The sequence below is a fragment of the Pseudomonas sp. MYb2 genome, assembly GCF_002979955.1.
GTDB lineage: Bacteria > Pseudomonadota > Gammaproteobacteria > Pseudomonadales > Pseudomonadaceae > Aquipseudomonas.
Genome location: NZ_PCQC01000024.1, coordinates 42,433 through 64,265, shown reverse-complemented (window position 1 = coordinate 64,265; position 21,833 = coordinate 42,433). Strand labels below are relative to the sequence as shown.

The following is a 21,833-nucleotide window of genomic DNA, read 5'->3' as shown; positions in this document are numbered from 1 at the left end:
CTCAACACTCAGGCAAAAAAAAGCCCCCGACAAACCAGAGGCCTGTCGGGGGCTTTTTCGTTCAGGCGTCTCGCAACGCCTGACTCGGCTCAGCTTATTGGCAAGCTTCGCAATCCGGCTCGTCGATCGCGCAAGCCTTTGGCACTGGAGCAGGGCCGGCAGGTGCTGCCAGAACCGAATCGTCGCCGTGGTTGCCGCCGCTGGAAACAGCGTTCAGCTTGCCGGTGTTGATGGTCGACTTCTCGGTGCTGGTCGCGGCCAGGGCACGGAGGTAGTAAGTGGTTTTCAGACCACGATACCAGGCCATGCGGTAGGTCACGTCGAGCTTCTTGCCCGATGCGCCGGCGATGTACAGGTTCAGCGACTGGGCCTGGTCGATCCACTTCTGACGACGGCTGGCCGCGTCAACGATCCACTTGGTGTCCACTTCGAACGCGGTCGCGTAGAGCTCTTTGAGTTCTTGCGGGATGCGCTCGATCTGCTGAACCGAACCGTCGTAGTACTTCAGGTCGTTGATCATGACCGAGTCCCACAGACCGCGAGCCTTGAGGTCGCGAACCAGGTACGGGTTGATCACGGTGAATTCGCCCGACAGGTTCGATTTCACATACAGGTTCTGGTAAGTCGGTTCGATCGACTGCGATACGCCGGTGATGTTGGCGATGGTCGCGGTCGGTGCGATGGCCATGATGTTGGAGTTACGAATGCCTTTTTGTACACGGGCGCGAACCGGTGCCCAGTCCAGGGTTTCGTTCAGGTCAACGTCGATGTACTTCTGGCCGCGAGCCTCGATCAGGATCTGTTGCGAATCCAGCGGCAGGATGCCTTTGGACCACAGCGAACCCTGGAACGTCTCGTACGCGCCGCGCTCGTCAGCCAGGTCGCAGGACGCCTGGATCGCGTAGTAGCTGACCGCTTCCATCGACTTGTCGGCGAACTCGACGGCAGCGTCGGAACCGTAAGGGATGTGCTGCAGGTACAGCGCGTCCTGGAAGCCCATGATGCCCAGGCCGACCGGACGGTGCTTGAAGTTGGAGTTCTTCGCTTGTGGCACCGAGTAGTAGTTGATGTCGATAACGTTATCGAGCATGCGTACGGCGGTGTTCACGGTGCGTTCCAGCTTGGCGGTGTCCAGCTTGCCGTTGACGATGTGGTTCGGCAGGTTGATCGAGCCCAGGTTGCAAACGGCGATCTCGTCCTTGTTGGTGTTCAAGGTGATTTCGGTGCACAGGTTCGAGCTGTGGACCACGCCGACGTGCTGCTGCGGGCTGCGCAGGTTGCACGGGTCTTTGAAGGTCAGCCATGGGTGGCCGGTTTCAAACAGCATGGAGAGCATTTTGCGCCACAGGTCTTTGGCCTGGATGGTCTTGAACAGTTTGACCTTGCCTGGGTATTCGGTCAGGGCTTCGTAGTACTCGTAGCGCTCTTCGAAAGCTTTACCGGTCAGGTCGTGCAGGTCCGGTACTTCGGATGGCGAGAACAGGGTCCACTTGCCGTCGTCGAAGACGCGCTTCATGAACAGGTCAGGGATCCAGTTGGCGGTGTTCATGTCGTGGGTACGACGACGATCATCACCGGTGTTCTTACGGAGTTCGATGAACTCCTCGATGTCCATGTGCCAGGTTTCCAGGTAGGCACACACCGCGCCTTTGCGCTTGCCACCCTGGTTAACGGCAACGGCGGTGTCGTTCACCACTTTCAGGAACGGCACCACGCCTTGCGACTTGCCGTTGGTGCCCTTGATGTAAGAACCCAGTGCACGCACCGGCGTCCAGTCGTTGCCCAGGCCGCCAGCGAATTTCGACAACATGGCGTTGTCGTGGATCGCGTGGTAGATGCCCGACAGGTCATCCGGCACGGTGGTCAGGTAGCAGCTCGACAGCTGTGGACGCAGGGTACCGGCGTTGAACAGGGTCGGAGTCGACGACATGTAGTCGAAGGACGACAGCAGGTTGTAGAACTCGATCGCACGGTCTTCTTTGTGCTTCTCTTCGATCGCCAGGCCCATGGCCACGCGCATGAAGAAGATCTGCGGCAGTTCGAAGCGCACGCCATCCTTGTGGATGAAATAACGGTCGTAGAGGGTTTGCAGGCCCAGGTAGGTGAATTGCTGATCGCGCTCGTGGTTGATCGCCTTGCCAAGTTTTTCCAGGTCGAAGGACGCCAGCACAGGATTCAGCAGTTCGAACTCGATACCTTTGGCGATGTAAGCCGGCAGCGCCTTGGCGTACAGGTCGACCATTTCGTGGTGAGTGGCGCTTTCGGCCACACCGAGGAAGCCCAGGCCTTCGGCACGCAGGGTGTCCATCAGCAGGCGGGCGGTGACGAACGAGTAGTTCGGCTCGCGCTCGACCAGGGTACGGGCGGTCATCACCAGGGCGGTGTTGACGTCGGTCAGGGCCACGCCGTCGTACAGGTTTTTCAGGGTTTCGCGCTGGATGAGGTCGCCGTCGACTTCTTCCAGACCTTCGCATGCTTCGGTGACGATGGTGTTCAGGCGGCCCATGTCCAGCGGCGCCAGGCTGCCGTCAGCGCGGGTGATGCGGATCGACGGGTGCGCGTTGACCGCTTCTTCGGCCGGGGCGTGGGCAGCGCGTTCTTTCGAACGACCGTCACGGTAGATCACGTAGTCGCGCGCCACTTTCTGCTCGCCGGCACGCATCAGGGCCAGTTCGACCTGGTCCTGGATTTCTTCGATGTGGATGGTGCCGCCCGAAGGCATGCGACGCTTGAAGGTCGCGGTGACCTGTTCGGTCAGACGGGCAACGGTGTCGTGGATTCGCGACGAAGCGGCAGCGGTGCCGCCTTCAACTGCGAGGAACGCTTTGGTGATAGCGACGGTGATCTTGTCATCGGTGTAAGGAACGACAGTGCCATTACGCTTGATCACGCGCAGTTGACCAGGCGCGGTGGCTGCCAGATCCGAAGTCGAATCGGCGGCCTGCGGCAAGGTGCCCTGCGGGTTCTCGCGAGTTGTGTCGGTTTGCATGGGTGTCTCCACGTTCTCTATGTTTGTTTGGGCACCATCACGGTGCCCACCGTTCCGTCCTGAAGCACTACAACCGGCACGCGCCGGGCATAACGACTTCGGGACAGTTCAGGAAGAGGGCCTTGTGAGCGCCGCTTCCATGCCGAAGTCTTCGGCTCACGCGATACGCGTGAAACCGCATTCCTTTCGGGGAGCAGTTCGCCACTGCAACACCCGTACCGTAAACGCCGTGATCGGCTGAAAAACGGTAGCCATCCGCAGGCGCGGTTTGGGCTTCTGAAAATACGTTTGGTTCAACCTGACAATGGCAATAAAAAGCCTTGAATTCACTGTCCGGTTTGTGTTTGGTTTTTTAGTGCCAACCCCTACATGTAGGGTTTTTTTGCGCACGGGCTACAAGATAATGCGTTTTAGGGGCGGATTGCAACGTACTACCTGTGGATAAACCTGTGCGTAAATTGTGTGTGAAACAAGGAAAAAGCGTGTAGGCCGCGAACCTGCTGACCTAGACCGTTTGTCACTGTTTTTTCACCCGGAAAAACGCTTCAGCGGATTTTTAAGGGCGCGAACCCTATCACAAAAAAACGCTGTGTCCGAACGCATTTACCGACTTGTGTTCTGGCTGTACGCCGTTTATACAATCGGGCCATGCGCAGGCATCTTTATCCTCCAGAAACATGACAAAAGGACGGGAAGCTCACGCTAAATATCGCGTACCTCCGTAGGAGCTGCCGAAGGCTGCGATCTTTTGATCCTGATCTTGAAAAGCAAGATCTAAAGATCGCAGCCTCGTTTCACTCGACAGCTCCTACAGGGATTGTGTGTCTGGGCAATCGCCTTCCTTTTATTAATAACAATAGAAAGCAGAGGTCACCGGTGGAGCAACAAGCCTTTCAGGTATTGATCGTCGAAGATGACCAGCGACTGGCCGAACTCACGCGCGACTACCTGCAAGCCAATGGACTGCGCGTGGACATCGAAGGCAATGGCGCGCTGGCGGCGGCTCGGATCATCAAGGAGCAACCGGATCTGGTGATCCTCGATCTGATGCTGCCTGGTGAAGATGGTCTGAGCATTTGCCGCAAGGTGCGCAATCAATTCGACGGGCCGATCCTGATGCTCACCGCGCGCACCGATGATGCCGACCAGATTCAGGGCCTCGACCTCGGCGCCGACGATTACGTCTGCAAACCCGTGCGCCCTAGATTGCTGCTGGCGCGGATTCAGGCGTTGCTGCGACGCAGTGACAGCGCCGAGCCGGTCGCGGAAAAATCCCGTCGTCTGCAATTCGGCCCGCTGGTGGTCGACAACGCCCTGCGCGAAGCCTGGCTGAGCGACAACGGCATCGAGTTGACCAGTGCCGAATTCGACCTGCTCTGGCTGCTGGTGTCGAACGCCGGGCGGATTCTCTCACGCGAAGAAATCTTCACCGCCCTGCGCGGTATTGGCTACGACGGCCAGGATCGCTCGATCGATGTGCGCATTTCGCGTATCCGCCCGAAAATCGGCGACGACCCCGACCATCCGCGCCTGATCAAGACCATTCGCAGCAAAGGTTATCTGTTCGTCCCTGAAGCCTGCATAGACCTGTCGCTGTGAACTCGATCTTCCTGCGCATCTACGGCGGCATGTGTGCAGCGCTGATTCTGGTAGCGGTGCTTGGCGTGCTGGCGCTTAACCTGCTCAATCAGGTACGCAGCGAGCAATACCGCGAGCGCCTGGCCCACGGCACGTTTTCGCTGATGGCGGGCAACCTGCAACCGATGAACGAGACCGAGCGTCATCGTGCGCTGCTGGTGTGGGAGCGTCTGCTCGGGATTCCGCTGGCGCTGAAGAAGTTTGCCGACACCGATCTTGATCTGTCCCAACGCACCCGAGTGCAGCGCGGTCAGGCGCTGGTCGAGCAGACCGGGCCGCACGCGGCCAAGGTTTATCGGATGGTCAGCGACAAGGAACAGCTCGTGCTGGTGGGGGAAGTGCAGCAGATCAGTGAGCAGTTGGCCCGCGCGACTATTTATCTGTTGGCCGATGAGCTGGTGCGCGTACCGGTGGGTGAACAGCCCAAACGCCTTGAGCAGATAAAGGAAGAGAAAGGTTTTGGTTTTGACCTGCGGCTGGTCACGGTAAACGACGCTGACATGGACGAAGACCAGAGCCGTCGCGTCTCCGAAGGCGATACGGTGATGGCGCTGGGCAAGGGTGGCGATTCGATCCGCGTGTTTGCCGGCATGGTCGGCACGCCGTGGGTGCTGGAGATCGGGCCGTTGTATCAGATGAATCCGTACCCGCCGGAATGGCTGGTGCTGATTGCCGCACTGGGGCTGAGTTTGATCGGCCTGATCGTTTATCTATTGGTGCGTCAGCTCGAACGGCGTTTGCGCGGCCTCGAAGCGGCGGCCACGCGTATCGCCAAAGGCAGTCTGGAAACCCGCGTGCCGGCGCGCGGTGCTGACTCGGTCGGGCGCCTGGCGTCGGCGTTCAATGGTATGGCCGAGCACTTGCAACAGTTGCTGGCGATCCAGCGTGAACTGGTGCGCGCGGTATCCCATGAATTACGCACGCCGGTGGCGCGCCTGCGTTTCGGTCTGGAAATGATCGGCTCGGCAACCACCCCGCAAGCGCTGGAAAAGTACCGCGAAGGCATGGATCACGACATCGAAGATCTCGATAAGCTGGTCGACGAAATGCTCACCTATGCGCGACTGGAGCAAGGCTCACCGGCGCTGACGTTCCAGCGCATTGACCTGGATGCGTTGGTCAATCAGGTCATCGAAGAGCTGGCGCCGTTGCGTGCCGAGGTCACGGTGCAGCGTGGTTTGTGCCTGTCTGCGGCGGACAACGACGATGCCTGGGTCGAGGCCGAGCCGCGCTATCTGCATCGCGCGTTACAAAACCTGGTGAGCAACGCCATGCGCCACGCCCGTTCGAAAGTCACGGTGAGCTATCAGGTCGGACAGTTGCGCTGCCGGGTCGATGTCGAAGATGACGGGCCGGGCGTGCCGGAAATGGCGTGGGAGCGAATCTTTACGCCGTTTCTGCGCCTGGACGACAGCCGTACGCGGGCCTCGGGCGGGCATGGTTTGGGGCTATCGATTGTGCGGCGGATCATTCACTGGCATGACGGCCGGGCGATCATTGGCAAGAGCAAAAGTCTGGGAGGGGCTTGCTTTAGCTTGAGTTGGCCGAGGAATCAGGAACGCCGCTGAGTTTTGTGTTGGCTCGGCAGGCCTCATCGCGAGCAGGCTCACTCCTACAGGCGAACGCATTTCAATGTAGGAGTTAGCCTGCTCGCGATAGGGCCAGTGCCCACACCAAAAATCTTCAGGCTTTGATGCTGACCAGACTCAACAACTGCCCATCCCGCACCCCGAACTGCGCATCCAGTTCAGTGCCGTTGCGCCATTCGGCAGACAGGTCCGTCAACAACCGCAACCTCACCTGACCCGCTTCAGTCCACTCCAGCACTTCAGCATGCTCGAAGTAAAAGCGCTGCTGCACAATCGGGTACAGCGCCTTGAACAAACTCTCCTTCACCGAAAACGTCAGCGTCACCCACAACGCCAACTGTTCCCGCGAGGCGGCCGTCATGCGTTGCATTTCAGGTGGCGTCAGAATCTCTCCAGCCAGGCGCTCGGCGCGTTCGGTACTGAGCAGATTTTCCAGATCCATGCCCAAACCGCGCCAGTGTTGCTTGTTGGCGACAATTGCGGCGGCATGGCCGGTGCTGTGGGTGATCGAGCCGCAGATGTGTGCCGGCCATATGGGCGCGCGGTCTTCACCGATCGCCGGCACCACGCTGCTGCCTTCCAATTGCTGCAACGCCGCGCGGGCGCAGATACGCCCGGCGAGAAACTCGGCCTGACGTTTGGCCACCGAACGCTGAATGCTCGGCGGCGCGACGACGGCGCTGCGCTGGAAATCATCGCCAAGCAGTTGAGCAGGATCGAAACGGGTACTGAGCAGCACGGTGTCGGCCAATACCGTCGGCAACGGCCAGTGGCTGTCGAGCGCGGTGCAGCAGGCGGGGAGAGTGGGAGTGAGATTCATGGCGGGCATTTTGCCGGTTCGTCGAGACAAGGTCGAGATCGGTGGTGCGGCTTTCGCGAGCAGGCTCGCTCCCACACTGGATCTATGTCGCCCAGTAGATCCCCTGTGGGAGCGAGCCTGCTCGCGAAGGCCGCGCCGCGGTCTCTCTGATCAGCTAAAGATTTTCTGCAAGAACGCTTTCATGTCCGCCCAGGATTTTTCATCCGCAGCTTTGTTGTAACCAATGTCCGGGCCACCATGCTCGCCATGGCTCAGGCGATCGGCATCCGGATTGGTGAAGCCATGCTTGGCGCCATCCAGACTGACGAACTTGTAGTCTGCCCCGGCCTTGTCCATTTCTGCCTTGAGCGCGGTGACATTGTCCTGAGTGACCATGCTGTCCAGCGCACCGTGCTCGACCAGAATCTTCGCCTTCACACTGCCGGGCGTCGCCGGGGTCTTGGTCGCCAGCGCACCGTGGAAACTCACCACGCCCGCCAGCGGCTCTCCTTGGCGCGCCGCGTTCAGCACCACCGCACCGCCGAAGCAGTAACCGATGGCGGCAATTTTATTGACGTCGGTCTGCGGCTGTTTCTTCAGCAAATTCAGCCCCGCCTCGAAGCGCTTGCTGGAAGCCGCCGCATCCTGAGTCGCCGCCTGCATGAATGCCATCGCATCTTTCGGGTGCTCGGTGTTCTTGCCTTCGCCGTACATATCGATCGCCAGGGCGCTGTAACCGAGTTCGGCGAGATCGCGAGCGCGGCGTTTGGCGTAGTCATTCAGGCCCCACCATTCGTGCACCACGACGACACCCGGACGCTTGCCTTCGATGGCGTCGTCATAGGCGTAGTAACCGATCAGTTTGGTGCCATCGGCGCTTTGATAGGGAATTTCTTCAGTCTTGATCGCTGCCTGAGTGAGGCTGCTGACGGCCAGCAAGGTGAGGGCGAGGAACAGGCGCATGGTCGGGTCTCCTGACAATAAAAGGTCAGATCAGCCTAGTTCATTTGGTTCAGGTCAGGTTCAGAGACGGTTCAGGGGCGGTACAGGGGAGGGTCAGTAACCTTGCGCCATACCCAAACAGCACTGTGAAAGAGGAAATACCCATGACTTTTAACAAACTGTTGCTGGCATTGACCGTAATGAGCGCCAGTATCGCGGCCCAGGCCGATACCACGTCGAACTTCGCCGGCCTGACCTTCGGCCAGACCAGTGACAAGATCAACAAATCCAGTTCGCTGAACAACAACCTCGATCATCCGAACGCCACCGGCGCGATCGACGGCAACAACACCTACGGCGTCCGCCTCGGTCAGCAAAACAGCCAGGGTCGCTACTACGCCACTTACGACAACGTGTCGGGCTCGCACAATGGCATTAAACTGCGTCAGGAAAATCTGTTGGGCAGCTACGATCTGTTCTACCCGGTGGGCGGCAGCACCAAGTTGTTCGGCGGTGCAACGGCCGGTCTGACCAAACTGACCCAGGAGTCGCCAGGCTTTAGCCGCGACAGTGATATCGGTTATGCCGTCGGCGGTCAGCTCGGTGTGTTGCAACAAGTATCGCAAAACACTTCGGTCGAACTCGGTTACCGTTACCTGCGCAGCAACGCCAGCACCGAGATGAGCGAGCGCGGCGGCAACAAGCAAGGCTCGCTGGATTTGACCAGCAGCGCCCAGACTTACCTGTCGGCCAACTACAATTTCTAAGGAGTTGCCAGCAGGTTCAATGTGGGAGCGAGCCTGCTCGCGAAAGCGGTGAATCAGTCGATCAATTTATCGACTGACACACAGCCTTCGCGAGCAGGCTCGCTCCCACAGGTGTGTGACTGGAGATTCTGATTTGCCCGGGAGAGTGTTATGAAACTGTTGGTCGTCGAAGATGAAGCGCTGTTGCGCCATCACCTGCAAACCCGCCTCACGGAGAGCGGTCACGTGGTCGAGTCCGTGGCCAATGCCGAAGAGGCGCTGTACCAGACCGGACAGTTCAACTTTGACCTGGCGGTGATCGATCTCGGCCTGCCGGGCATGGGCGGTCTCGACCTGATTCGCCAGTTGCGCGCGGGCGGCAAGACCTTCCCGATCCTGATCCTCACCGCGCGCGGCAACTGGCAGGACAAGGTCGAAGGCCTCGCCGCCGGTGCCGATGACTACGTGGTCAAGCCGTTCCAGTTCGAAGAGCTCGACGCCCGTCTGAATGCCTTGCTGCGCCGCTCCAGCGGGTTCACCCCGTCGACCATCGTCGCCGGGCCGCTGCTGCTTGACCTCAATCGCAAACAGGCGACTCTCGACGAACAACCGCTGGCGCTGACGGCCTATGAGTACCGCATCCTCGAATACCTCATGCGCCACCATCAGCAAGTGGTGCCCAAGGATCGCTTGATGGAACAACTCTACCCGGACGACGACGAGCGCGATCCGAATGTCATCGAAGTGCTGGTCGGCCGCTTGCGCCGCAAACTTGAAGGCCCGGCCGGTTTCAAGCCGATCGACACCGTGCGCGGTCTCGGTTACCTGTTCAATGAGCGCTGCACTTGATTCGTTCTCTTCGCGTTCGCTTGATGCTCGCCGCCACCACGCTGGCGGTGTTGTTCATGCTCGCCTTGCTGCCGGCAATGCAAGGCGCCTTCAGCCTTGCGTTGCAGGATTCGATCGAGCAGCGCCTGGCGTCTGACGTGACCACGCTGATCTCGGCTGCACGCATCGAAAACGGTCGGCTGGTGATGCCCAATCAGTTGCCGGACGAGCGCTTCAATCTCACCGACTTCCGTTTGCTCGGTTACATCTACGACCGCGAAGGACATCTGGTCTGGCGCTCGAAAGCCACCCAGGAAGAGCAGATCAACTACAAACCGCGCTACGACGGCCTCGGCAACGAGTTCGCGCGGATCCGCGAGGCCAACGGTCAGGAATTCTTCGTTTACGACGTTGAAGTCAAACTGCTCGGCGGCAAAAGTGCGGCGTTCAGCATCGTCGCCCTGCAACCGGTGCGCGAGTACGAAACCACCCTCGAAGGCCTGCGCGAGAATCTCTACCTCGGTTTTGGTGCAGCCTTGCTGGTGTTGTTGGCGCTGTTGTGGATCGGGCTGACCTGGGGCCTCAAAGCCTTGCGCCAACTCAGTCAGGAACTCGATGAAATCGAGGGCGGCACCCGCGACAGCCTGACCGAACAACATCCCCGCGAACTGCTGCGCCTGACCGGCTCGCTCAACCGTTTGCTGCACAGCGAGCGGCAACAGCGCAGCCGTTATCGCGATTCTCTCGATGACCTCGCGCACAGTCTGAAAACCCCGCTGGCGGTGCTGCAGGGCGTCAGTGAAGACATGGCCCAGCGTCCCGAAGAACGCGATCAGGCCTGGGTGCTGCAGAGCCAGATCGAACGCATGAGCCAGCAGATCAGCTACCAATTGCAACGGGCCAGTTTGCGTAAAAGCGGTCTGGTACGACATCAGGTGCGCCTGCAACCGGTGCTGAAAAGCCTCTGTGACACGTTGGATAAGGTCTATCGCGACAAACGTGTGCGAGTGGCATTCGATCTACCCGAGCATTGCTACGTGCCGATCGAGCAGGGCGCGCTGCTGGAGATGATGGGTAACCTGTTGGAAAACGCCTATCGCCTGTGTCTGGGCGAAGTGCGCATCAGCGTGCGCGAAAGCTTGGCCGGAGTTGAACTGTGTGTGGAAGACGACGGCCCCGGTGTGCCGCCGGATCAGCGCGCGCGGATTCTCGAGCGTGGTGAACGCCTGGATGCTCAGCACCCGGGGCAGGGGATCGGCTTGGCGGTGGTCAAGGACATCATCGAAAGCTACAACGCCAAACTGGCCTTGGGTGATTCACCGATGGGCGGGGCGGCGTTCAGGATTCATTTTCCGGCGGTGTGATCGGGAGTTGCCCTCACCCTAACCCTCTCCCAGAGGTAGAGGGGACTGACCGAAGTGTCTTGCGAAAATGATCGACCTGAGCGATTTGCAGCGAATATGGATTCAATAGAGAGCTTGCAGGTCGGCGTATTTCTCAAGCATCCCCCAATCAGTCCCCTCTCCCCCCCGGGAGAGGGTTAGGGTGAGGTGCTTTTGATTTGGCGCCTCACTGCTCCTGCGCCCGATAAGCCCCCGGCGTCAACCCTGTCCACTTCTTGAACGCCCGGTGAAACGCCGACGGCTCAGAGAATCCCAATTGTTCGGCAATCTGTTGCAACGACAGATCCGCCCGGCCCAAATGATAGATGGCGATATCCCGCCGTAGCTGATCCTTCAATTCCTGAAAACTGCTGCCTTCCTCACGCAAATGCCGGCGCAGGGTCTGTGGGCTGATGTGCAAGTGCGCCGCCACTGCCTCCAGATCCGGCCAGTTAGCATTGTCGCGGCTGAGCAAGCGGCGCAGGCGACTGCTGAGGCTATCGCCATCGTCCGGACGTGAGAGCAGGTCGGCGGGGGAGCGTTCGAGGAAATGTTTGAGCGTGCGTTCGTCCTGCAACAGCGGCATAGACAGATAGCGGCTGTGGAATAAAAGGCTGCTTTGATCAGTGCCGAAGGTCAGCGGGCAGGGAAACAGCAGATCGTATTCGGCGCCATGCTCGGGGCGTGGATAGCTGAAGCTCGCCTGTTCGAGGCGAATCCGCTGACCGATCAGCCAACTGCCGAGGCGATGCCAGATCACCAGCAGGCTCTCAGTGAGAAAGTGATCTGGATCCCACAACGGTGAGTCGTCGAGGCTCAGGCGCACCCATTCGTCTTCGCGCGTCAGGCTCAGGCGCGGGGCTTCGGGGAATAGGCTATAAAACAATAAACCGCGTTGCAGGGCTTTCTCCAGATTGCGGCAGTGAATCGAGGCGTGGCACATCATGGCGAAACTGCCGGGTTTGCTCGGCGCGTTGCCGAAACCCAGATATTCGTCGTCCAGCGCCAGCCACAGGCTCTGAATCAACCGGGTGAATTGTTCCGGGGCAATGCGCGCGCGTGGCTCATCGAGCAGTTCCGGGCTGATGCCCAGTTGCAGCAGCAGGCCCGAGTAATCGAAACCCACGCGGCGCGCGCCACCGAGGGCGGCACGGGCAAAATGACTGGCGATGGTGCGTTCGCGCATAAGCGGCAGATCCTTCCTCAGGCGCCGGATGGTAGCTGGCGGCTGGACGCGCCTACAAGGCGGATTTCCGCCAAATTGTAGGACGAGAAGCGGCGAGTTGGCGGAAATCCGCCACGTCTGAGTCACAGGATGGTGACATCCGTAGACCCGTTACCCCTGATATCAAAAGGCTTGCTGGCAATCGCACCAAAGTGGCACGACGTTTGCGATACAAGCCACAGAAGCGTGCGTTTGGCCCTGATGGAAAACGCTGCTCCAACAACAAATCCCTCCAGTGCAGGAGGGTTCGCAATTAAGGTTTCGCGGCCAACAGATGGATGTTGCCACGCGGGACGCTTGAGGAAACCTGCAATGACGACTCGTCAGCCACTGTACAAATCCCTGTATTTCCAGGTGATCGTTGCCATCGCCATCGGCATCCTGCTTGGTCACTTCTATCCTCAGACCGGTGTGGCCCTCAAGCCGCTGGGTGACGGGTTCATCAAGCTGATCAAAATGGTCATCGCCCCGATCATCTTCTGTACCGTTGTCAGCGGCATCGCCGGCATGCAGAACATGAAGTCCGTGGGCAAGACCGGCGGCTACGCGCTGCTGTACTTCGAAATCGTTTCCACCATTGCCCTGCTGATCGGTCTGATCGTGGTCAACGTTGTGCAACCGGGCGCCGGCATGCACATCGACGTCACCACCCTGGACGCCTCGAAAATCGCCACTTATGTGACGGCCAGTAAAGACCAGAGCATTGTCGGTTTCCTCCTCAATGTAATCCCGAACACCATCGTCGGCGCGTTCGCCACCGGTGACATCCTGCAAGTGCTGATGTTCTCGGTGATCTTCGGCTACGCCCTGCATCGCCTGGGTTCGTACGGTCGTCCGCTGCTGGACATGATCGATCGCTTCGCCCACGTGATGTTCAACATCATCAACATGATCATGAAACTGGCGCCGCTGGGTGCTTTCGGCGCGATGGCCTTCACCATCGGTGCCTACGGCGTCGGCTCGCTGGTGCAACTGGGCCAGTTGATGATCTGCTTCTACATCACCTGCATCCTGTTCGTGGTGGTGGTGCTGGGTGCGATCTGCCGTGCTCACGGTTTCAGCGTGTTTAAACTGGTGCGTTACATCCGTGAAGAACTGTTGATCGTACTGGGTACATCCTCGTCGGAATCGGCACTGCCACGCATGCTGATCAAGATGGAGCGTCTCGGCGCGAAGAAATCCGTAGTGGGTCTGGTGATCCCGACCGGTTACTCGTTCAACCTCGACGGTACTTCGATCTACCTGACCATGGCGGCCGTGTTCATCGCTCAGGCGACCGACACCCACATGGACATCACCCACCAGATCACTCTGCTGCTGGTGCTGCTGCTGTCGTCCAAAGGCGCTGCCGGTGTAACCGGTTCGGGCTTCATCGTACTGGCAGCGACCCTGTCGGCGGTAGGTCACCTGCCGGTGGCCGGTCTGGCGCTGATCCTTGGTATCGATCGCTTCATGTCCGAAGCTCGCGCACTGACCAACCTGGTCGGTAACGCGGTAGCCACCATCGTGGTTGCCAAGTGGGTCAAGGAACTGGATACCGATCAGCTGCAAACCGAGCTGGCCTCGGGCGGTCGCGGTATCTCCGACGAGCGTGAAGAAGACGACCTGGGTGTGGCTGAAGGCCCAACCCCAAGCAATGTGAAATAAGCACTGCTTGCCTGGAAAAACCCGCTTCGGCGGGTTTTTTCTTGCCTGTTGTTTGAGCGTAACGGTCACACCCGCTGACATTTCCGGTGATTGCCGTGCGCGGCATCGCTGCCTAGGCTGAGTGCATCGCTTAAGGAGTTCGCCCATGTCCGCACCGCTGGCCTCACTGAAGATCCTCGATTTCTCGACGCTGTTGCCGGGGCCGTTTGCCTCGCTGTTGCTGGCGGACATGGGCGCCGAGGTGCTGCGCATCGAATCACCGACACGCCTGGATCTGCTGCGGGTATTGCCGCCCCATGATGGCGGAATATCGGCCAGTCATGCCTACCTCAATCGCAACAAGCGCAGCCTGGCACTGGACCTGAAACAGCCCGAGGCGTTGGAAGTGGTCAAGCAGTTGCTCGGCGATTACGACATCGTTCTCGAGCAGTTTCGCCCCGGTGTGATGGAACGTCTGGGGCTGGGTTACGAAGCACTGAAAGCGATCAATCCAAAACTGATCTACGTGTCGATCACCGGTTACGGCCAGACCGGGCCGTACAAGGAGCGCGCCGGGCATGACATCAATTATCTGGCACTGGCGGGGCTGGCCAGTTACACCGGCCGCGCCGAAAGCGGGCCGCTGCCGCTGGGCATGCAGGTGGCGGATGTCGCTGGTGGTTCGTTGCACGGGGTGATCGGCTTGTTGGCCGCTGTGATTGCGCGGCAGCAAACGGGACAGGGCACGCATCTGGACGTGAGCATGACCGACTGCGCGTTCAGTTTGAATGCCATGGCTGGCGCTGGGTATCTGGCCTGTGGCGCAGAGCCAGGATGGGAAGATCAGATGCTCAATGGCGGCAGTTTTTACGACTACTACCGCTCGCGGGATGGGCGCTGGATGTCGGTGGGCAGTCTGGAGCCGGCCTTCATGCAGCCACTGTGCGCCGCGCTGGGGCGGCCGGAGTTGGCGGCGCTGGGGTTGTCGCCCAAACCTGAGCAGCAGCGACAATTGAAATACGCGCTGACGGTCGAGTTTGAAAAGCATGATTTTGCTGAACTGTGCGAGTTGTTTGCCGGGATCGATGCGTGTGTCGAGCCGGTGTTGAACTTGGCAGAGGCGGTGCGCCATCCGCAGTTGCAGGCGCGTGAGCTGGTGACGCAGGTGCCGCGCGGGGATGGCACCACGCAGGCGCAGATGGCGTGTCCGTTGAGGTTTTCCGAGGAGTTACCGGCGCCGCGGCATGTTGGCGCGGCGTTGGGGCAGCATACGGATCAGGTGTTGGGGGAGTTGGGGTTTAGTGTTGAGCGGATTGCCGAATTGCGAGCCTTAAAGGTAGTTGCGTAGCTCGTTCCCACGCTCTGCGTGGAAATGCATCCCGTGACGCTCTGCGTCACAGTGGACGCGGAGCGTCCATGGCGGCGTTCCCACGCGGAGCATGGGAACGATCAGGGAGTCATTCGACGCGCATCTCACCACTGAACACCAAGGTACTGCGGCAGCGCCGACACAAATACCGCCGCCCCTGCCGTACCAGACTATGGCGCTGCGCCGAGAACGGAAAATCACTGTCGGCGCACGGGCATTTGTAGATGTAACGAGTCACGCTGCGCCGCTTGATTGCGTAGGTGTGGCACCGATCCGGCGGCAGTTCGTAAACCCCGCGCATGATCAGTTGCCACTCCTCGCCATGGGGCTGGATACGGTCGCCAAACAACTGATGAGCGATCAGATGCGCGACTTCGTGGGCCACGGTCTGCTTGAGGAAGTGTTCGGCGTTTTCCCGGTACAACTGCGGGTTGAAGCGCAGCAGGTTCTCGTGCAGATGCGCGACACCGGCTTTTTGCCCGCGCAGCTTGAGGCTGACGACAGGGCGTGGGAAAGAACGTTTGAAAAAGGATTCGGCGAGTTGGTAACAGTCTTCGACGCGGGTATTGAGTTGCTCGGGCATGCTTGATGGATCTCCAGAGACGTCGAGTATGCCGCAACGCCTTGGACTTGCGAATCGTCGAGCTGCCGAATGGTCATCCTTGAAACGACAAGGCCGCCTTGCGGCGGCCTGTATTCAGCCTGGCGAGTCAGTTGGTATAGACGGGACCAACGCCCAGCCCCCACACAATCACGGTAAACGCCATGATGGCGACCAGCACCACCAGACCCACGGCCAGCACTGAGCTGGAAAACAGGAAGCCTTCGTCCGATGGAATATTCATGAACGTCGGCAGGCCCACGTACAGCAGGTACACCGTGTAGCAGATGGCCGCCGTGCCGACGATCATTCCCAGCCACATATGCGGATACAGCGCCGCCAGCCCGCCGACAAACAACGGTGTCGCGGTGTAAGTGGCAAACGCCACGCAGCGAGCCAGACTCGGATTGGCGTCATAGGTCCGGGCCATCCAGTGCACGAAGGCACCCATGACCGCGACCCCGCCGAGCATCGCCAGGTACGACATGACGGTCATCCAGATCGCGCTTTCGACGGTGAGCATCACCGGCGCGCGGTTACCAATCACCCAGCCGACCTGGGTGGTGCCAATGAACGCCGAGATTGCCGGAATCGCCGCCAGAATCAGCGTGTGCGTCAGGTACATGTGGCTGATGCTTTCCTCTTGGTCGCCACGGATTTCCTTCCATTCCTGATCGGGGTGGGTGAAAAGTCCCACTACGTGATGGATCATGCCAGTCACTCCTCTTGTTATTGCCATCGCCCCCCAACGGAGCGCCTACGGGCCAAGGTGGCCGAGCAAATACAGGTCTTCAGATGTGTGCGACCTTATGTCGCAGTATAGAAAGGTCTTACCCGCACAGGTATTAGGGGCTTAGAGCAAATCGCGCTGTAAACAAGTGGCTTAATCGCCGCGCAGTCTTGACGAGCCCCCGTAGGAGCTGCCGAAGGCTGCGATCTTTTGATCTTGTTTTTAAACATCAAAATCAAAAGATCGCAGCCTTCGGCAGCTCCTGCATGAATATGCATTTCGGAATGCGACCGGTCGGTATGCTTCGCCCACGCCGGGTTTTTGCGTAAAATGCCGGCCTTTCGTCACACCTCACGGATTTCGCGTCATGGGCACTCTTACGGTCAACCAGAACAAACTGCAAAAGCGCCTGCGCCGCCTGGCCGGCGAAGCGGTTGCTGACTTCAACATGATTGAAGACGGCGACAAGGTCATGGTCTGCCTGTCCGGGGGCAAGGACAGCTACACCATGCTCGACGTGCTGCTGCACCTGCAGAAGGTTGCACCGATCAAGTTCGAGATCGTCGCGGTGAACATGGACCAGAAGCAGCCGGGCTTCCCCGAGCATGTGCTGCCGGCCTATCTGAAAGAGCTGGGCGTCGAGTATCACATCGTCGAGAAAGACACTTACTCGGTGGTCAAGGAACTGATTCCGGAAGGCAAGACCACTTGCTCGCTGTGCTCGCGCCTGCGTCGCGGCACGCTGTACACCTTCGCCGACGAAATCGGCGCGACCAAGATGGCCCTCGGTCATCACCGCGACGACATCGTCGAGACGTTCTTCCTCAACATGTTCTTCAACGGCAGCCTCAAGGCGATGCCGCCGAAGCTGCGCGCCGATGACGGCCGCAACGTGGTAATCCGTCCGTTGGCGTACTGCAACGAGAAAGACATTCAGGCTTACTCGGATTTGAAAGAATTCCCGATCATCCCGTGCAACCTCTGCGGTTCGCAGGAAAACCTGCAGCGTCAGGTGGTCAAGGAAATGCTTCTGGACTGGGAGCGCAAGACCCCCGGTCGAACTGAAAGCATCTTCCGCAGTCTGCAGAACGTGATCCCGTCGCAACTGGCCGACCGCAACCTGTTCGACTTCACCAGCCTGAAGATCGACGAGACCGCAGCTTCGCGCTTTGTGAACATCGTCAATCTGTAAACCCATTTCAAATGTGGGAGCGAGCCTGCTCGCGAAAGCGGTGTGTCATTCAACTGAATTTGTTGACTGGTACTCCCACTTCGCGAGCAGGCTCGCTCCCACATTGGTTTCTTCGCTTCATTCAATAGGAGAGGGCATGCGCGATTACAAGTGGCTGCACGAATACTGTCTGAACCGCTTCGGTTCGGCGGCTGAACTGGAAGCCCATCTGCCCGTTCCCAAGACTCCCGCGCAATTGCGCAAGATCAGCGACGATCGCTACCTCTCGACCATGGCCCTGCGCGTGTTCCGTGCCGGCCTCAAGCACAGTCTGGTCGACGCCAAGTGGCCGGCCTTCGAAGAAGTGTTCTTCAAGTTCGACCCGGAAAAAGTCGTGCTGATGAGCGCCGAGCACCTTGAGCGTCTGATGCAGGATGCGCGAATCATTCGCCATCTCGGCAAACTGAAAAGCGTGCCGCGCAATGCGCAGTTCATTCTTGATGTCGAGAAAGAGAAGGGCAGTTTTGGCGCGCTGATCGCCGACTGGCCGGTGACCGATATCGTCGGTCTGTGGACGTACCTGAAAAAGCACGGTCATCAATTGGGCGGACTGTCGGCGCCACGCTTTTTGCGCATGGTCGGCAAGGATACCTTCGTGCCGAGCTACGACGTGGTCGCGGCGCTGAACGCACAGAAGATCGTCGACAAGGTGCCGACCAGTCTGCGCGATCTGAAGATTGTGCAGGACGTGTTCAACCAGTGGCATGAAGAGAGTGGCGGGCGGCCGATGAGCCAGATTTCGATGATGCTCGCTTACACCGTCAATCATTGAGTCAATCCGATCGTTCCCATGCTCCGCGTGGGAATGCCGCCCGGGACGCTCCGCGTCCCTGAGACGCAGAGCGTCTCTGGATGCATTCCCACGCAGAGCGTGGGAACGATCGAATGTAGGAGCTGCCGAAGGCTGCGATCTTTTTCCATCAGGCGACGGAGATTTCCCCCTCGCCAGCCAACTTGCGATTCAACTGATACCGCCAGCGCACATACAGCAGTGCCGAGCAGAACACCGCCAGGCTCGCGACCATTTCCAGCACACCAAACAACTGTCGGTTCGGGTCATACGCCGCCAGTGCGCCTTTGATGAAGTACAGATTCACCACAAAACACATCCACGAATGGCCACGGGCGCTGCCCATGATCATCGCCGGTGCGAGGACGATCCATGGGATCAGTTCGATCAGCAGAATCACCCACGGCCGCGCACCGTGCAGGTCGGCGAACAGCAGGTAGTAGGCCGCGAGCAAACCGGCGAGAGCGAAAAAACTCAGCAGGCTTACCACCCGCATCGCTTTTACTCGTGGCTCCAGCCATTCGATGGAAGGCAAAACCTTCGGCTTCTTCGCCACTGTCAGCCCTCCAGTTTTTGCGCAATCTTGGCCAGGCGCAAGCCGAGGGCGCGACACAGTGCGACTTCGTGCTGATCCAGACCACTTTTGCCGTCAGCCCCGGCGTGGTGGCTAGCGCCATAAGGCGTGCCGCCACCCTGGGTTTCCAGTAGCGCCGATTCGCTGTACGGCAGGCCGGTGATCAGCATGCCGTGGTGCAGCAGCGGCAGCATCATCGACAGCAGGGTGGTTTCCTGGCCGCCGTGCAGGCTGGCGGTAGAGGTGAACACACCGGCCGGTTTGCCGACGAGGGCGCCGGTCAGCCACAGGTTGCTGGTGCCGTCGAGAAAGTATTTCAGCGGCGCGGCCATGTTGCCGAAACGTGTCGGGCTGCCCAGCGCCAGGCCGGCACAGTTCTTCAGATCATCGAGCGTGGCGTAGAGCGCGCCCTCATTCGGAATGTCCGGCGCTACGGCTTCGCACTCGGTGGAGATCGCCGGTACGGTGCGCAGGCGCGCTTCGAGGCCGGCCTGTTCGACGCCGCGCGCAATCTGCCGCGCCATCTCGTTGGTGGAGCCACTGCGGCTGTAATACAGCACCAGAATGTAAGGCGCGCTCACGGTAGCAACTCCAGGATTTTTTCCGGCGGACGCCCGATCACGGCTTTGTTGCCGACTTCGAGAATCGGTCGTTCCATCAGCTTGGGGTGCTGGGCGATAGCGTCGATCAATTGCGCTTCGCCGAGGCTGTCATCAGCGAGTTGAAGCATTTTGTATTCATCTTCTCCGGTGCGCAGCAACTGACGCGCGCTGATCCCGAGTTTGCCGAGCAGGGCCTTGATTTGCGCCGCGTTCAATGGGGTTTCGAGGTAGCGCACGACGTTTGGTGTCAGGCCGCGGGCTTCAAGAAGCTCCAGCGCACCGCGGGATTTCGAGCAGCGCGGATTGTGATAAAGCGTCAGATCGGTCATGGCGGGTCGCTTCTGGCGTAAAGTGGCGGCTATTCTAACTGTGCAGCGCGCAATCCAGAACTGTCAGAGGCGATGGGTCGCAGGCGCGTTTAAATTTTCACAAGGAACACGACATGACACGGCGATTGGCAGCGGCATTGACGGTTATCGGGGCGTTGATGCTGGGGGGCTGCGGCAATGATTACGGGATCGATCAGAATGGGCAGAAAGTCGCCTCCGAACGTCTGGACAAACAGTGGGTGGTGCTCAATTACTGGGCCGAATGGTGTGGTCCTTGCCGAACCGAAATCCCGGAACTCAACCATTTGGCCGATGAGCTCAAAAGCAGGAATGTCGGTGTGTTCGGGGTCAATTTCGACAATGTGCAGGGCGCGGAACTGAAAGAGGCGAGCGAGAAACTCGGCATCAAGTTCACCGTGCTGGCGCAGGATCCGGCGGAGTTGTTCGAGTTGCCGCGCAGTGAGGCACTGCCGGTGACGTATATCATCGACAACAAAGGCAAGGTACGTGAGCAGTTGATGGGTGAGCAGACGGCGGCGGGGGTGCTGGCCAAACTCGAAGCGTTGCAGGCGACCCAGTAACGTCAAAAGCCCCTCACCCCAGCCCTCCCGAAACGTCGGACCGCCCGTAGGGAGAGGGGGCCGACCGAGGTGTCTGGCGAGTTACATCGACCTGAGAAATCGAGTTGATTGTGGATTCGTCAAAACCAGATCAGCTCGATTAGGCAGTCGCCAGAGCGGGATTCGATCGATTATGGATTCGGCGAAAACCTTCCAGGTCGGCGTATCTCTCCAATATCCCCCAATCAGTCCCCTCTCCCTCTGGGAGAGGGCTAGGCGGGCGGCGTTCCGATGAGGGCTTGGCGGTCTTGAGACTCAACCCTCTTCCAGCCACCAGCGCAACGGCTTGCCTTCAGCCGGCCAGAAGCGCATCTGCTCGATTGGCGAGATGTCCCAGCGCTGGACATGTTCCAGCGCCTGCAGGAAGCGTTGTTCCTGCTCCATCAGCGCCGGAGCGCAGAGCTTGCGGGTCTTGCCGATCTTGCCGAAGGTGATCTTGTCACCTTCAAGGGTGTACGGCGCGAACCAATGGTTGCAGCCACCGTTGCCATAGGCACGGCCATCTTCACCGAGGGTGATGGTCAGGTGGCTGTAATCCATCAATGGCCGTTCGCCGATCCACTCCAGAATGTAGCTGCGGTTTTGCTGCAGTTGCACTGGCTCCGCAGCGCAGCCTGCCAAACCGACACCGACCAGAGCGGCCAGGGCAAGGCGTTTCATCATGCCGGCTCCTGGCATTTCGGGCACAGGTGCTTGTCGCCGACGGCTTTCCAGCCCAGCTCGGCGATGCGCGCGGTGGCGGCCGGTTTCTCGGCGGCTTTGCCGAGTTTGGCATCCACGGCGAACTCGAAGCTCAGCTCTTTGGCGCAGCTGTCGCAGTTGACCTGCCAGGTGTGGATGGCCAGTTCGCCGAACACCGGGCCTGTGGTCATCGCGGTCCATTGGCCCGGCGGGTTGATCAGGTGGCGGACGGTGTCGACGGTCAGGCGCATGGACAAATCCTTGCTGCCTTTGAGGGTGACCAACAGGACATCACCGATGCGGATCGAACCACCGTTGCCGGTGACCTGATAGCGGCCCGGAACCAGGGCGCGGCATTCGGTGAGGGTGTGTTGCGGGTTCATCAGGGTGTAGCGGAAATCGTGTTCGACCATGGGTCCTCCAAATATGCGCGACATGCTAGCACGGGCTCGATTGCAGAATGATGTGCGCTTGCGACCTTCGATCCGGTTCAAATCGACAGGCGCTCATGGCAAACTGCCGCCCCTCGACTCTGAAGGAAC

At 59.5% G+C, this 21,833-nt stretch carries 21 protein-coding genes; 10 read left to right on the top strand and 11 right to left on the bottom strand.

Annotation, left to right across the window (positions count from 1 at the left end):
- Window positions 1–94: 94 nt before the first annotated feature.
- Complete coding sequence (locus CQ009_RS26960) at window positions 95–2,989, bottom strand: ribonucleoside-diphosphate reductase subunit alpha (protein WP_064391641.1); 2,895 nt, start codon at window positions 2,987–2,989, stop codon at window positions 95–97.
- Window positions 2,990–3,865: 876 nt separating this feature from the next.
- Here CQ009_RS26960 and CQ009_RS26955 point away from each other — a divergent pair.
- Window positions 3,866–4,588, top strand: a complete 723-nt coding sequence (locus CQ009_RS26955; protein ID WP_064391638.1) for a response regulator — start codon at window positions 3,866–3,868, stop codon at window positions 4,586–4,588.
- On the top strand, window positions 4,585–6,195 hold the full coding sequence (locus CQ009_RS26950) for an ATP-binding protein (RefSeq protein WP_105709223.1): 1,611 nt from the start codon (window positions 4,585–4,587) through the stop codon (window positions 6,193–6,195). The genes CQ009_RS26955 and CQ009_RS26950 overlap by 4 nt, the downstream gene beginning before the upstream one ends.
- 115 nt (window positions 6,196–6,310) lie before the next feature.
- On the opposite strand, the gene CQ009_RS26945 is transcribed toward CQ009_RS26950, so the two are convergent.
- Complete coding sequence (locus CQ009_RS26945; protein WP_064391689.1) at window positions 6,311–7,036, bottom strand: 4'-phosphopantetheinyl transferase; 726 nt, start codon at window positions 7,034–7,036, stop codon at window positions 6,311–6,313.
- 150 nt (window positions 7,037–7,186) lie between these two features.
- Window positions 7,187–7,978: a dienelactone hydrolase family protein gene (locus CQ009_RS26940; RefSeq protein ID WP_105709222.1), complete on the bottom strand. Its 792-nt coding sequence runs from the start codon at window positions 7,976–7,978 to the stop codon at window positions 7,187–7,189.
- A gap of 143 nt (window positions 7,979–8,121) precedes the next feature.
- Between CQ009_RS26940 and CQ009_RS26935 the strand changes: the two genes are divergently transcribed.
- The 3 genes from CQ009_RS26935 (at window position 8,122) to CQ009_RS26925 (ending at window position 10,895) form a co-directional block, all read left to right on the top strand.
- Complete coding sequence (locus CQ009_RS26935; RefSeq protein WP_064391634.1) at window positions 8,122–8,724, top strand: outer membrane beta-barrel protein; 603 nt, start codon at window positions 8,122–8,124, stop codon at window positions 8,722–8,724.
- A 150-nt stretch (window positions 8,725–8,874) separates the two neighbouring features.
- Window positions 8,875–9,552: a response regulator transcription factor gene (locus CQ009_RS26930; protein WP_105709221.1), complete on the top strand. Its 678-nt coding sequence runs from the start codon at window positions 8,875–8,877 to the stop codon at window positions 9,550–9,552.
- Complete coding sequence (locus CQ009_RS26925) at window positions 9,549–10,895, top strand: ATP-binding protein (RefSeq protein WP_064391631.1); 1,347 nt, start codon at window positions 9,549–9,551, stop codon at window positions 10,893–10,895. Before CQ009_RS26930 ends, CQ009_RS26925 begins: the two co-directional genes overlap by 4 nt.
- Before the next feature lie 205 nt (window positions 10,896–11,100).
- Here the strand turns inward: CQ009_RS26925 and CQ009_RS26920 are convergent, their stop codons facing one another.
- A complete protein-coding gene (locus CQ009_RS26920; RefSeq protein ID WP_105709220.1) occupies window positions 11,101–12,099 on the bottom strand; it encodes an AraC family transcriptional regulator in 999 nt (332 codons plus the stop codon).
- 351 nt (window positions 12,100–12,450) lie between these two features.
- On the opposite strand from CQ009_RS26920, the gene CQ009_RS26915 reads away from it, so the two are divergent.
- Entirely contained in the window at window positions 12,451–13,785 is a 1,335-nt protein-coding gene (locus CQ009_RS26915) for a dicarboxylate/amino acid:cation symporter (RefSeq protein ID WP_007917521.1), read from the top strand.
- Between the two features lie 145 nt (window positions 13,786–13,930).
- Window positions 13,931–15,112, top strand: coding sequence for a CaiB/BaiF CoA-transferase family protein (locus CQ009_RS26910; protein WP_105709219.1), 1,182 nt, complete (start codon window positions 13,931–13,933; stop codon window positions 15,110–15,112).
- Window positions 15,113–15,221: 109 nt separating this feature from the next.
- Here CQ009_RS26910 and CQ009_RS26905 read toward each other — a convergent pair whose 3' ends face one another.
- Both CQ009_RS26905 and CQ009_RS26900 read right to left on the bottom strand, forming a co-directional pair.
- Entirely contained in the window at window positions 15,222–15,716 is a 495-nt protein-coding gene (locus CQ009_RS26905) for a SprT family zinc-dependent metalloprotease (protein ID WP_064391623.1), read from the bottom strand.
- Window positions 15,717–15,843: 127 nt separating this feature from the next.
- Window positions 15,844–16,446: a Yip1 family protein gene (locus CQ009_RS26900; protein ID WP_053122787.1), complete on the bottom strand. Its 603-nt coding sequence runs from the start codon at window positions 16,444–16,446 to the stop codon at window positions 15,844–15,846.
- A gap of 385 nt (window positions 16,447–16,831) precedes the next feature.
- Here CQ009_RS26900 and ttcA point away from each other — a divergent pair, with 385 nt between their 5' ends.
- Both ttcA and CQ009_RS26890 read left to right on the top strand, forming a co-directional pair.
- Window positions 16,832–17,656 carry a tRNA 2-thiocytidine(32) synthetase TtcA gene (gene ttcA, locus CQ009_RS26895; protein WP_064391621.1) on the top strand — a complete coding sequence of 275 codons (825 nt, stop codon included), beginning with the start codon at window positions 16,832–16,834 and terminating at the stop codon, window positions 17,654–17,656.
- A gap of 136 nt (window positions 17,657–17,792) precedes the next feature.
- Window positions 17,793–18,467 (top strand): DNA-3-methyladenine glycosylase I, encoded by a 675-nt coding sequence (locus CQ009_RS26890; protein WP_105709218.1) that lies wholly within the window; start codon window positions 17,793–17,795, stop codon window positions 18,465–18,467.
- A gap of 148 nt (window positions 18,468–18,615) precedes the next feature.
- On the opposite strand, the gene CQ009_RS26885 is transcribed toward CQ009_RS26890, so the two are convergent.
- From CQ009_RS26885 to arsC, 3 genes are read right to left on the bottom strand one after another with little or no spacing between them, the layout of a single operon-like run.
- The gene (locus tag CQ009_RS26885; RefSeq protein ID WP_105709217.1) at window positions 18,616–19,041 is read right to left on the bottom strand and encodes a DUF2069 domain-containing protein; all 426 of its coding nucleotides are present in this window, start codon (window positions 19,039–19,041) and stop codon (window positions 18,616–18,618) included.
- A gap of 2 nt (window positions 19,042–19,043) precedes the next feature.
- Complete coding sequence (gene wrbA, locus CQ009_RS26880; RefSeq protein ID WP_105709216.1) at window positions 19,044–19,640, bottom strand: NAD(P)H:quinone oxidoreductase; 597 nt, start codon at window positions 19,638–19,640, stop codon at window positions 19,044–19,046.
- Window positions 19,637–19,990 (bottom strand): arsenate reductase (glutaredoxin), encoded by a 354-nt coding sequence (gene arsC, locus CQ009_RS26875; protein WP_064391614.1) that lies wholly within the window; start codon window positions 19,988–19,990, stop codon window positions 19,637–19,639. Before arsC ends, wrbA begins: the two co-directional genes overlap by 4 nt.
- Window positions 19,991–20,103: 113 nt before the next feature.
- Here arsC and CQ009_RS26870 point away from each other — a divergent pair, with 113 nt between their 5' ends.
- Window positions 20,104–20,571 carry a TlpA disulfide reductase family protein gene (locus tag CQ009_RS26870; protein WP_105709215.1) on the top strand — a complete coding sequence of 156 codons (468 nt, stop codon included), beginning with the start codon at window positions 20,104–20,106 and terminating at the stop codon, window positions 20,569–20,571.
- Between the two features lie 294 nt (window positions 20,572–20,865).
- Here the strand turns inward: CQ009_RS26870 and CQ009_RS26865 are convergent, their stop codons facing one another.
- Both CQ009_RS26865 and CQ009_RS26860 read right to left on the bottom strand, forming a co-directional pair.
- Complete coding sequence (locus CQ009_RS26865) at window positions 20,866–21,270, bottom strand: META domain-containing protein (RefSeq protein ID WP_064391610.1); 405 nt, start codon at window positions 21,268–21,270, stop codon at window positions 20,866–20,868.
- A complete protein-coding gene (locus CQ009_RS26860) occupies window positions 21,270–21,704 on the bottom strand; it encodes a hypothetical protein (RefSeq protein WP_105709214.1) in 435 nt (144 codons plus the stop codon). Before CQ009_RS26860 ends, CQ009_RS26865 begins: the two co-directional genes overlap by 1 nt.
- Window positions 21,705–21,833: the final 129 nt, after the last annotated feature.